14 protein-coding genes and 1 tRNA gene are annotated in these 11,699 nt (G+C 55.1%); 8 read left to right on the top strand and 7 right to left on the bottom strand.

What is annotated here, in order from left to right:
• Positions 1-7 precede the first annotated feature (7 nt).
• The 7 genes from ACA063_RS06605 to ACA063_RS06575 all read left to right on the top strand — a co-directional run bounded on the left by ACA063_RS06605 (position 8) and on the right by ACA063_RS06575 (position 5,131).
• Complete coding sequence (locus ACA063_RS06605; protein WP_497665229.1) at positions 8-418, top strand: hypothetical protein; 411 nt, start codon at positions 8-10, stop codon at positions 416-418.
• A gap of 363 nt (positions 419-781) precedes the next feature.
• Positions 782-1,111 carry a hypothetical protein gene (locus tag ACA063_RS06600; protein ID WP_497665228.1) on the top strand — a complete coding sequence of 110 codons (330 nt, stop codon included), beginning with the start codon at positions 782-784 and terminating at the stop codon, positions 1,109-1,111.
• A gap of 144 nt (positions 1,112-1,255) precedes the next feature.
• On the top strand, positions 1,256-2,743 hold the full coding sequence (locus ACA063_RS06595) for a sensor domain-containing diguanylate cyclase (RefSeq protein WP_497665227.1): 1,488 nt from the start codon (positions 1,256-1,258) through the stop codon (positions 2,741-2,743).
• Positions 2,736-2,954, top strand: coding sequence for a cysteine-rich CWC family protein (locus ACA063_RS06590; RefSeq protein WP_497665226.1), 219 nt, complete (start codon positions 2,736-2,738; stop codon positions 2,952-2,954). The genes ACA063_RS06595 and ACA063_RS06590 overlap by 8 nt, the downstream gene beginning before the upstream one ends.
• 33 nt (positions 2,955-2,987) lie before the next feature.
• Positions 2,988-3,680 (top strand): 16S rRNA pseudouridine(516) synthase, encoded by a 693-nt coding sequence (locus ACA063_RS06585; protein WP_497665225.1) that lies wholly within the window; start codon positions 2,988-2,990, stop codon positions 3,678-3,680.
• A gap of 313 nt (positions 3,681-3,993) precedes the next feature.
• The gene (locus ACA063_RS06580; RefSeq protein ID WP_497665224.1) at positions 3,994-4,878 is read left to right on the top strand and encodes an alpha/beta fold hydrolase; all 885 of its coding nucleotides are present in this window, start codon (positions 3,994-3,996) and stop codon (positions 4,876-4,878) included.
• Positions 4,879-5,057: 179 nt separating this feature from the next.
• Positions 5,058-5,131 (top strand) — tRNA-Gly (locus tag ACA063_RS06575).
• Between the two features lie 746 nt (positions 5,132-5,877).
• Here the strand turns inward: ACA063_RS06575 and tam are convergent.
• From tam to ACA063_RS06560, 3 genes are all read right to left on the bottom strand, one after another.
• A complete protein-coding gene (gene tam / locus ACA063_RS06570; RefSeq protein ID WP_497665223.1) occupies positions 5,878-6,648 on the bottom strand; it encodes a trans-aconitate 2-methyltransferase in 771 nt (256 codons plus the stop codon).
• 159 nt (positions 6,649-6,807) lie between these two features.
• Positions 6,808-7,893: a type I restriction endonuclease gene (locus tag ACA063_RS06565; RefSeq protein ID WP_497665222.1), complete on the bottom strand. Its 1,086-nt coding sequence runs from the start codon at positions 7,891-7,893 to the stop codon at positions 6,808-6,810.
• Positions 7,894-8,066: 173 nt separating this feature from the next.
• Positions 8,067-8,207, bottom strand: a complete 141-nt coding sequence (locus ACA063_RS06560; protein WP_497665221.1) for a hypothetical protein — start codon at positions 8,205-8,207, stop codon at positions 8,067-8,069.
• A gap of 148 nt (positions 8,208-8,355) precedes the next feature.
• Here ACA063_RS06560 and ACA063_RS06555 point away from each other — a divergent pair, with 148 nt between their 5' ends.
• Complete coding sequence (locus tag ACA063_RS06555) at positions 8,356-8,766, top strand: low affinity iron permease family protein (protein WP_162440506.1); 411 nt, start codon at positions 8,356-8,358, stop codon at positions 8,764-8,766.
• A 48-nt stretch (positions 8,767-8,814) separates the two neighbouring features.
• On the opposite strand, the gene ACA063_RS06550 is transcribed toward ACA063_RS06555, so the two are convergent.
• The 4 genes from ACA063_RS06550 to ACA063_RS06535 form a co-directional block, all read right to left on the bottom strand.
• On the bottom strand, positions 8,815-9,318 hold the full coding sequence (locus ACA063_RS06550) for a DUF4142 domain-containing protein (protein ID WP_497665220.1): 504 nt from the start codon (positions 9,316-9,318) through the stop codon (positions 8,815-8,817).
• A 76-nt stretch (positions 9,319-9,394) separates the two neighbouring features.
• Positions 9,395-9,553, bottom strand: coding sequence for a KGG domain-containing protein (locus ACA063_RS06545; RefSeq protein WP_010462447.1), 159 nt, complete (start codon positions 9,551-9,553; stop codon positions 9,395-9,397).
• Between the two features lie 116 nt (positions 9,554-9,669).
• A complete protein-coding gene (locus ACA063_RS06540; protein ID WP_497665219.1) occupies positions 9,670-11,019 on the bottom strand; it encodes a sensor domain-containing protein in 1,350 nt (449 codons plus the stop codon).
• 18 nt (positions 11,020-11,037) lie between these two features.
• Positions 11,038-11,676 (bottom strand): LysE family translocator, encoded by a 639-nt coding sequence (locus ACA063_RS06535; RefSeq protein WP_497665218.1) that lies wholly within the window; start codon positions 11,674-11,676, stop codon positions 11,038-11,040.
• Positions 11,677-11,699 lie beyond the last annotated feature (23 nt).

Below are 11,699 nucleotides of genomic sequence, written 5' to 3'. Positions count from 1 at the left end.
ACGAAAAATGTTTATTGATAAAGATGATGGACTACCCTTCCACCCAACTCCTGCATTTTTTCTGGGTGGGTTAGATATCTATGACCGCGAAGAAACTTTAGGAGCCACCCTGGAACAGCTTGATCCAAACGATCCAGTCGATAGAGAAAAAATCATACTGAACTATTGCTTACCCTCACGAAAATCATACCGCCACAAATATTTGCTTCATAAGTGCTTGATGGAGGCACTCGAAAACAAAAACTATGATTTTCAATCGTTACTTCAATACGACCCGGAAGCATATTCGTCATTTCCCTACGGTTGGGACGAAATGAAGGACACAAGGGCCTTTTTTGCAGACATTTTCCGATTGGCGACTATTGAGTGGAGAGAAGATCTGTATAAGGCCAGCAACGAAGACCAATCCACTTGGTGAAGCAGTCGGTTGTAGGACCGTACGAAATTTCTGGACAAGGTCGTCGGACGTTTCCTTCAATTTCTGTCTATGTTCATGAACTGGTGCGACATGAACTCCAACGATAATCTTTGGCGGTCGCTGCTATTGCAGTGGCAGGGTGTAGGAACCCTTCAAGACCGTTAGAGCTACATCGTCGTCGAAGCAAAAATTGCGGCCATTCACATGCGTCCGTAAAATCTGTTGCGGCGGTTATGCGCGGGCACGCTTCGGTGTGGTCGAGTTTTGCTCTAAAGGTCTCGATATTCCTACCCCGCGCATAGCTGCCACCCAAGCTTGTAGGAAGGCTTACGGCAGCTCCAATTCTTCCTTTAGGGCTTTCAAATGAAAACACTTCATCCCGATCCACCCTACATAAAACCAACCCCGCACCCCGAAAACCGCTTCAAACCCCTCACCAGCAACTGCGACGATATGCCCACCCTCTTCATCGATACCCAAGCACCCCTCGACGTCCTGGTCGACGCAGCCAATTACCGAATTCACGCCGTTACCCAAGTGCTGGAAAACCTTTCCATGCGCGGATCGATCGAGTGTCAGTCTTTCATTCTTAGTGATTTTGCGTTGCTCTGCGCCCTACCGTTGCGGGATGGGTGTGATGTGTTGGACGTGGTTGGCCGGCGGTTGCGGCCCCGAACCTCCAGCGGGATTTAATGGCGAGTAGATTTTGAGATGTGGGGTGTTTGGGTTGGTACCGCTGCTCCTAATCCAAGCCAATTCACCCCACAAATCCAGCAGTTATTTCCCCGCAGTCCCATTAGAATGCCTCCCACCCGGATCACTGCCAATGGAACTGTCATGCCGCTTCGCTCGCCGCTGTATTCGCAACGTTCGTTGGTTCTTACACTGATTGCGCTGCTGGGTGCAGGCTTTCTGGCGACGTCCTTTCTCAGCTATTACGCCTCGCGAGCGTCGATCCGCGACAGCATCGTCAACACCGAACTGCCGCTGACATCTGACACGGTCTACTCGGAAATCCAGAAAGACCTCGTCCGCCCCATTCTCATCTCCTCGATGATGTCGCGGGACACGTTCATGCGCGACTGGGTCGTCAACGGTGAGCAGAATCCAGAGCAGATGACCCGTTACCTCAACGAGGTCATGACGCACTACGGCGCCTTTACCGCCTTCTTCATCTCCAACACCAGCCTGACCTACTACCAGGCCAAGGGTGTACTCAAGCAGATCAAAGCCACCGAGCCCCGGGACGCCTGGTACTTCAGAGTACGGGACATGGCCGATCCCTACGAGATCAATGTCGATCCGGACCTGGCCAACAAGGACAACCTGACGTTCTTCATCAACTACAAGGTCTACGACTACAACAACCGGTTCATCGGCGCGGCGGGTGTCGGTTTGACGGTTGATGCAGTGATCAAGCTGATCGACAAATACCAGCAGCGCTATCAACGCAGCGTGTACTTCGTCGACACCTTCGGACGCCTGGTACTGACCGGTGCCGAAGGTGGCCCCGAGGGCGCGCACATCGGCAAGACCCTTGGCGAACTCGACAGCATGAAAAGCCTGGTTAGCCAGTTGCCCAAACCCCACAGCGGCACCTATGAATATTCCGTCCATGGCCAGGGTCATTTCCTCAACGTGCGGTTTATTCCGGAGCTCAACTGGTACCTGTTTGTCGACAAGCGTGAAGACGGCGCGCTCAATGAAATCCGCCAGTCGCTGTACCTCAATTTGCTGATCTGCCTGCTTATCACGCTGATCGTATTGACCCTGTTGAACCGGGTGATCAAGCGCTATCAGGCGCGAATCCACGCTCAGGCCACCCTCGACAGCCTGACCGATTTACCCAATCGCCGAGGCTTCGACTTGCTGGCAGCACAAGCCATGCACGAAGCCCAGCGAGAACCGAAACCGCTGACCGCGTTGCTGCTCGACCTGGACCACTTCAAAGCCTTGAACGACACCTACGGTCACCTCGCGGGGGATCAGGTGCTGATCGGGTTCGCACGGGACCTGGAAAGTTGCCTGCGTCACTCCGACATTGTCTGCCGCTGGGGCGGTGAAGAATTCATCGTGTTGCTCAAGGACACTGATGGTGAAACCGGCCTGATGATTGCCGAGAAAATTCGTCAGCACGTCGAGCAACAGCAGTATGCGTACAACGATCAGGCATTGAAGCTGACCGTCAGCATCGGCCTCACCACCTTGCAGCCTGAAGACACCTTGCACGCGCTGCTGTCCCGGGCGGATCATGCAATGTACCGGGCCAAGCAAACCGGCCGTAACCGCACCTGCGTGGAAAAATCTCACTCCGTTTATGAATAAACCAGATACCTGCCCGGCCTGCGGTGCCTCCAACGCTTGCACCCTGGCCGACCCGCGAACCGCCGATCGGGCCTGCTGGTGCTACGGCGTCAGCATCGATCCGGCCGTGCTCCAGGCGTTGCCTGCCGAGTTGCGCGACAAGTCCTGTCTCTGCCCACGCTGCGCGCAGGTCGAGGCGCAACTGCAAGCAGCCGCCCGGCCGATCCCGTAAGATACAAAGCCCTTTTCCTGCCGATCCCCCGTCATGCGTGTCGACCGTTTCCTCAGCAACCTGCCGTGCTTCAACCGAAAGCAGGTGCGCCTGTTGCTGGTGGAAAAACGCGTGCGGCTTGACGGAAAAATCGTCAGCGACCCCCATGCCGAAGTCCGGGAGTTCAGCCGTGTCGAGGTGGATAACGAGGTCTTGCAAGTCGGCAAACCTGTGCGCCATTTCATGCTGCACAAACCGCAAGATTGCGTCAGCGCCACCCGTGACCCTCAGCACCCGACGGTCCTCGACCTGATCCACGAACCGGACAAGGATGAACTGCACATCGCCGGACGCCTGGACTTCAACACCACCGGTTTGATGCTGATCACCAACGATGGCAGCTGGTCGCGCCGCCTGACCCAGCCGCAGACCAAACTGCCCAAGGTGTACTTCGTCGAGACCGAGCAAGTGATTGGCCCGGAGTACGCGCTAAAGTTTGCCGAGGGCATGTACTTCGCTTTCGAAGACCTCACCACCCTGCCCGCCGATCTGCTCGTGCTCGGACCAACGTCTGCTCGGCTGAGCATCGTCGAGGGTCGTTACCACCAGGTGAAGCGCATGTTCGGACACTTCAACAACAAAGTGCTGCGCCTGCACCGCGAAAAAATGGGCCCCCTGGTGCTCGACCCGTCACTCAAACCGGGCGAATACCGCCCGCTGAGCGACGAAGAGATCCAATTGATCTAAGCAGCCTACCGCTGAGCAGAAGTTGTCGAACAATTTACGAAAGGCACTTGCGCGAAGCTTTCCGCCCTGCTTATATCAGGACGTCAGCCGAAATGTGACTGACGAGTCACAACATACTTCTAAGAAACTTTTTGCCGGTTAGAGAACCCTCAGGTTCCGCCTCAGACCGGCAGACTGCCCGCCAATAATAATACCCGTCGACCTGCTTCACCGGATCGACATGGGCCTATCAAGTTCCAGGCGTATGCCTACCTGTCACAAAGCTCGTGCAATCTCATTTGCGCGCATACCCGCTTGCCAGGAGTCTTACGACATGAGGCCAGAAATCGCTGTGCTGGATATACAGGGTCAGTATCGGGTCTACACGGAGTTCTATCGCGCAGACGCCGCAGAGAAGACCATTATTTTGGTCAACGGCTCGATGGCCACGACTGCGTCGTTTGCACAAACCGTGAAAAACCTTCATCCGCAATTCAACGTGGTCTGCTACGACCAGCCCTACGCGGGCAAGTCGAAAGCACACAACCTGCACGAGAAACTGCTGACCAAGGACGTCGAAGGACAGATCCTCCTGGAGCTGATCGACCACTTCGCCGCCGAGCACGTGCTGTCGTTTTCCTGGGGTGGCGCCGCGACGCTGGTCGCCCTCGCCCAACGGCCACGACGCATCGAAAAAGCCGTGATCAGCTCGTTCTCCCCGGAGATCAACGCGCACATGCTCGACTACCTCGAGCGCGGCGTTGACTGCCTCGGCAGCCGCGATGGCGACCGGGTCGGCAACCTGGTGAACAGCACCATCGGCAAGCACTTGCCATCGCTGTTCAAGCGCTTCAACTATCGCCACGTCAGCAGCCTGGCCGATCATGAATACGGGCAGATGCACTTCCACATCAACGACCTGCTGCACAGCGACCGCCAGTGCTTCCTCAAAGCATCGGAAAAAATCAACGTGCCGGTGTTGTTCCTGAACGGCGAATGGGACGAATACACCGCCGCCGATGGCGCACGGTTGTTCGCCAATCACGTACAACACAGCACCTTCACCACGCTTGAGGCGACCGGTCACTTCCTCGACATGGAACACAAAGCCGCCTGCCGTGACAGCCGTAACGCACTGCTGGGTTTCCTGCAGCCTTCGCCACATGAAAGCCGAACGCGTTACCACTACGTCCAGGACCAACATGCACTGGCCATCTGAAACAGAGTCATCGCGAGCAAGCCTGCTTGCCTGGACGCTACCGCTTCTGTGGGAGCAAGGCTTGCCCGCGATAGACCGCCACTTGGTTTGTGCGTTGTCCTCACCCGTATTCAAGTGATCGCGCCTAAAGAAAAACTTCATTTCCCGGCGCACATCTGGTACAAAGTCAGCCGCTCTGAGCGGGTGTCGTATAATGGCATTACTCCAGCTTCCCAAGCTGATAACGAGGGTTCGATTCCCTTCACCCGCTCCAATCGAATTTTGATCTCAGGTTGTTTTTTAACTTGGGATGCAGACAAAGAAAAAAACCGGTATCGATGGCCGGTTTTTTTGTGCCTGGGATTTGGTGATCGCCTGGTGATCAACGACATCAAATTCGGCAATCAGACAATGACCAACGACGGGATGCTCTAGCCGAAACATGCTTTTTTGTAGCAGCTGGCGAAGCCTGCGTCCGACTGCGAAGCAGTCGTAAATTCATGCGGCACGGTGTTTCAGGAAGACCTCGCACTCAGGTTTACGACTGCTTCGCAGTCGGACGCAGGCTTCGCCAGCTGCTACATAAAGCGCGCGCATCGCTTCCGAATTTCTCAGCCATCAGCGCAATTAGCCGGTCTTTGCATCCGGCAAAATCCTGCAATACAGAAACCCGACCCAGCCGCCGCGCGCCTCCCTCCTCCCTCCTAGTCTGCGGCACTCAAGGTGCTGCAGCAGGGATGAGGAGGCTATGAGGAGGCGGGTCAGTCCGCCCCATACGCGTAATTTTTGCGTATGGATTGCAGAGAGCCAGTAAAGAAAGCGTAGCGCGACATTTAGCGCGACCGGAGATGCCTTAACCTGCCAGCTCATCTTTCCACTAGAGATCAGCATGGACAATTCAGAGTTGGGGATCATGATCATTTCGATGATTGGGTTGTTCGGTTTCGCTTCGTTTCTCTTTGATTACCTGAGCGTCAAACGAAGGGACAAATAACCTACAGCGTTATTCGTCCCTCAGGATTAGCGAGTCGCCACCAGAAACAAACGCGGGAACGGCAACAGCACCGAGCCGTCGCTCAGCGTCGGGTAAACCTGCTCGATCGCGGCCAGGTACTGCTTGAGGTACTGCGCCTTTTCCGCTTCATCCAGCGGTTCGAGAAATGGTCGCAACCCGCTGCCCTTGAACCACTCGACCACCCCCGACGCACCGCCCGCCAGGGGATGATGGTAGGTGGTGCGCCACACATCGACGCGTGCGCAATGCGGTCGCAGCATTGAGTAGTAATCGCTGGCACTGGCCACTTCCGTGCGTTGCCCAGCGGCGTCCGCCAACTTGCTGGCCCATGGACCATCGGCGGCAACTTCGCGCATCAAACGGTGCGACGGCTCATTGAGATTGTCGGGCATCTGAATCGCCAGGCTGCCACCCGGTGCAAGCTTGTTCACCAACGCAGGCAGCAACGTTGCATGATCGGGCAGCCACTGCAGCACCGCGTTGGCAAAAATCACGTCGAACGGGCCGCTTTCGTCCCAGGTGCCGATATCAACGGTATCGAATTGCACTTGTGGCAAGCGCTTGCGCGCGGCTTCGATCATGTCGGTCGAACTGTCGACGCCACGCACTGTGGCGTTGGCAAAGCGCTCCACCAGCAACTCGGTCGAATTGCCGGGGCCGCAGCCGATGTCGATAGCGGAACGCGCGTCCATGGGCGGAACGACGGCGAGCAAGTCTCGCGCCGGGCGCGTGCGTTCATCTTCAAAAGCGACGTATTGTTTGGCGGACCAACTCATTGCGTTCTCCTGTCGGTGCGAAATAGCAGTCAAATGCGGACATCGATTGGCTACGATACCTCGAACGATATGCCGCTCTATCACGCCCCGGGAAAAACTCCCTGAATTTCAAGAAAAAAAACCGGCTCCGTAGCCGGTTTTAATTTTTCCGAAATCACTCTATTCGTAATACCCAACTGTTTTCTTCAGTTGATCAGAGTAATCATAAATATTATCTATCGATGCAATCGCGTGCCGGGTTTCATTCTTCTCTTCGTCGAATATACCGATGTACTTTTGCGAGCGATTGAAATGCAAACGACAGATCGGCTTGCGGTTATTGTCGTCGAGCAGGATGCCGAAGTAACTCTGGGTGTCACGTTGAACAATCCGTTTTGCATCGACTACAGATCTAACCACTGCACGGACGATGTGATACCCCTCGAGCTCCTCCAGTGTTGTCAAAACCTTGTCCTCCGACTCATCCCGTATATCTTGTCGTTCTGAGTCGCTGGAAGACACTGGCAGAGAAGCCAAAGCAGGCTGAATAGCACCACTCATGGCAGACTTGAGCCGATCGTTGATTTGGTCGTTGAGAAACTGCGCAACCGCTTTTCTTGTCAGTTCATGAAATTGCTCGCGTACTTTTTGCGTTATTACGCCGTCGTAGACTCGAGAGGCGAAGACTTTGACAAAGTCGTCATCTGGCTTGCTTACCTGAGAGGCAATCACCTTTTTAATTTGGCTAACGTACTTCAATTCACCCGCTGCGCTGATGATCGAGTCCACGTCGAATGCAGATTTTGTGAGCTTGACCAACTCGGGAACGGAATACTCATCAATATCCAGCAAATCGAGCTCCAAAAATGGTTTTTCATCCATTTTATTCGGAGCATCGAGATCAGTAAAAAATTTGTAGACCTGGCCATTCGTGAGGATAGAAATTCTGGCACTGGTGACATGGAAATAACGGAATAGCTGCGAAGCATGATTGATGTGCAGCGACTCACCTATCTTTTTACACTCAATGAGTATCTGAACCTCACCTCCTTTCATGATTGCATAGTCGATCTTCTCACCCTTCTTCGTTCCAACATCACAAACGAACTCAGGAGTCACCTCCGTTGGATCAAAAACATCGTAGCCTAGCACCGTACTAATAAAGGGCATGACGAAAGCGTTTTTGGTCGCTTCTTCGGTTTGAATGGCTGCGCTCTGTAGACGAACTTTGGCCGCTAAGCTTGTTAGCTTTTCAAAAAACTCCATGCGTGACCTCTTCCACTGGTTTCAATGCACTATTTGCATGCTGGCAAATTGACTGCCATTGATACTAGTCACAAACCGTCGAAAAGAAAGATGCCCGCCAAAGATTCGGCGATCATGGCGAATTCACCCTCATGACGAGAGAGAATCCGCCAGCAAACCCCACAAAGGAACGGCTATTTATCCCCCTTCTCCTGCATCTGCACCGAAGATTTGGTGCCATCTGTATTGTCCTTGGTTTCGTTATCCGAATTATCAAAGCAGCCTTGCAGAACAAACAGGCAGCAGGAAAGGCAAAACAGGCGAGCGACGTTCATGTGATTCTCCAAATTCGAGTGACTAGAGTAGTGACTGTCTCGAAAGCCGTTTTGTTGCGTCTCTTTCATAATTCGCAATTGTAAGCAGAATTTTCAGCATGCCGGCGCTGTCTCAAATGTCAGGCGCATCCCTATAAGGAAGACGGCAATGAAATTCGCAAAAATCTCGCAGAAGCTCGCTTTGTGGGCCGGTAGTCCAAAGACGTTCATGGGCGCGTTGATTCTTATTTTTCTCTGGGGGTTAAGCGGGCCGATTTTCAGTTACAACGACACCTGGCAGCTGATCATCAATACCTCGACCACGATCATCACGTTCCTGATGGTCTTCCTGATCCAGAACACTCAAAACCGCGACACCGACATCCTGCACTTGAAGATCGATGAATTACTGCGGGTGAACAAGGAAGCGCAAAACGCGATGCTCGGGCTTGAATTGCTCGATCTCAAGCAACTGGAAGCACTGCGCAAACACTATCGCGCCATGGGTGAGAAAGATGTTCATGCGCTGGAAGGCCTGGCTGCTTCAAGCAAGCGCAAAACAGACCTGAACGACTGCTGATGCAAAAAAAACGGCGCAGGTAATCCTGCGCCGTTTGTATGAGAGCCATTAGCGGCTGGCTTGAAGTGCCTTGGCCATCTGCAGATGATTTTGCAGTTTGGGCAGGGTTTCTTCGGCGAAGGCTTTGATTTCCGGCACATCGGTCGTCTGCGCTTGCTGCTGCAGTTGCTCGATGGCCTCTTCGGTAGTTTTCACCTGACTGGCTGCGTATGCCTTGTCAAAGGATGCGCCGTCCTGCAACTCCGGCATCAGGCTTTGAGCTTCACTCACCACTTCTTCGCGCGGGGCCACTGGCAAATCCAGTTGCTTGGCGATCTTCGCCAAATGCTGATTGGCAGTGGTGCGGTCATTGATGACCACAATGGTGTAGTCCTTTACTTCTTTGGATTCGGATTTCTGATGCGCCAGGCGGCTGGCTTCGATGTCGGCCATGCCTTTGGCGGAAGCATCGTTGATGAATTCAGCGGGCGATTGTGCAAAAGCACTGCTGGCAAAGAGCCCCAATATCGTGACTAAACTGGCATTGCGTATACGGGTGGCCATCCGGCTCATGGTCGCGCCCTCCTCTGACAAAAAATTCAAGCGGGAGCTTTCGCCCCCGCCTCTCAATCAAAACAACCTTCACCGACTACTTGGACTTCTGACCACCTTTGCGGCCCATATCGGGTTTCGCAGGGTCTTTATCGACAGTCGTGGTGGTTGTTTTCCCACCTTTGCGACCGGCTTCAGACGCCTTCGTTCGATCGTTGGCGAAGTTTCCCGAGTTCGAGTTTCTTGAATTAGGCATGATTCTCTACCTCTTGGTAATGATCGCGGCGAGCAGGAGCCCGCATAGGATCAGAATTTCCCAGCCCCAAAAGGTTTAGAAAAGCTACAAACGCTGCGACGAACGGTGGCCGTTTTTCAGGCGTCGAGGCGCAGGTGATGCTGGCGCTTGGCGGTGTACATCGCTTCATCGGCATGTCTGAACAGCTGCTTCTCTTCAGTGCCGTGCTCAGGGTACAGCGCGACGCCAATGCTGGTCCGAATGGTCAAGCTGTGGCCGTCCAGGCGCAGTGGCTGCGCCAATACCTGACGGATTTTCTTCGCGACTTTGTCGGCGTCTTCCGCAGCATGAATGCTGTGCAGCAAAACCACGAACTCGTCGCCCCCGATGCGGGCCACCGTGTCGGTTTCGCGCACGCAGCCCTTTAGCCGATTGGCCACCGCTTGCAGCAACATATCGCCCACCGAATGGCCATGGTTGTCGTTGACCTCCTTGAAGCGGTCGAGATCGACGTACAGCAGCGCCATGCGACCACCGTCCATTTGAGCCAATGTCAGCGAACTTTTCAGACGGTCACGGAGTAACGCGCGATTGGGCAGTTGAGTCAGTGCGTCGTACTGCGCCATGCGTTCGAGGCGGGCATGAAGTTGCTTGCGCTCGATCGCGGTGGCCACCTGGGCACACACAAACTGCAGCAATTCCTTGTCCTGCTCGGTGTAGCGCTCGCCGCCCGCAACACTTTTGACGATCAGGGCACCAATGGTGCCGTTTTGCGAGTTCAGCGGTACGCCCAACCAGCAGGGAGATTCCTGGCCCGCCACCAACGCCTCGAACCCCGCAGGAGCGTTGCCTTGATCCGGGGTCAGCAGTATCGGTTGACCGCTGCGAATGACCTCTGCGCACAAGCGCCCGGTGACCGTCCCCGGCTGCTCGGGTTGCGGCTCAAGGTCATCGACGTGATAGGGGAAATTCAGCTGTGAACAGTGCTCGTCATACAAGGCCACGGAGAAATTCATCGCCGGCAACCATTCACCGATCAGCAAATGGATACGCTTGAACAATGCCAGCAAATCTTCTGCGGCATGGGCCGCTTCGGAGATCGCGTACAACGCCGCCTGCCGTGATTCGGCCTGCTTGCGCCCGGTGATATCGCGGGCCACGGCAATGCGCAGCTGATCGACTTCCGACCAGCGGGCCGACCAGAGGATATGCACCACCCGACCGTCCTTGCGCAGGTAGCGGTTTTCGAAATTCAGCTTGGGCTCGCCGCCCATGATCTCCCGCGCAGCGTCGAGGGTCCGCTGTCGATCGGCCGGATGCACCAGATCGATCATCGCCTGGCCGATCAACTCATCGGGGGTGTAGCCAAAAACCTGTTCGCAGGCCGCGCTGACAAACACGAAGCGACCTTGTTTATCGACCGCACACACGGCGTCCAGCAATAGATCAATGTAGCTCGCCAGCGGCGCGGAATTTCTGCTTTCCATGGTGCCCTGCGATCAGATTCAAGTCTTGCTCGCCACCAGGCCTGGCACTGCATGCACCAGAGCATTGATGGCGAAACCGATAAACATTACCCCGCACAACCGGGTGATCAACAGTTCATGACGCTGGTACAAGGTGCGTACCTGCCGGGCGCCGACGATGCCAATGAGGATAGCGTAGGCAATAAGGCCACCCACGAAACTCAAGGCGATCAACCAGGGCAACATCGACCAGTGCAGCAACTCTGCACGACTGGACAGGAGTGCGGTGAACGTCGCCACCGCCACCGGGTACGCTTTGGGATTGGTCAGCCCGAACAGAATGCCATGCCAGAACGGCTGCCGCGCTGGTCCTTGGGGCACTTCGGCACTGCTGCGTTTGGCACGTACGGCGCGCAATCCAAGCCAGAACAGATAAAGACCGCTGATCACGCCCAGCACGTCGAACGCCGTGCTGCCAATTTCCCGCGCGCCGACAATCGCGATCAGCGCCGTGCTGCACCAGACCACATCGCCCAGTAAATGCCCGCAGAGAAACCCCGCCCCGGCCCGCCGTCCGCGTGCGGCACCAATGCCTAACACTGCCAGCACGCCGGGGCCCGGAGTAATGCCATAGATAAAGCCCGAAGCAAGAACGGCCAGTAGCAAAGAGGCGGTCATGGGAACTCCTGTTCGAGGTGCGC

This window comes from Pseudomonas sp. LBUM1643 (assembly GCF_059716215.1).
The sequence above is the reverse complement of the archived record's forward strand: the minus strand, read 5'-3'. Positions and strand labels throughout refer to the sequence as shown.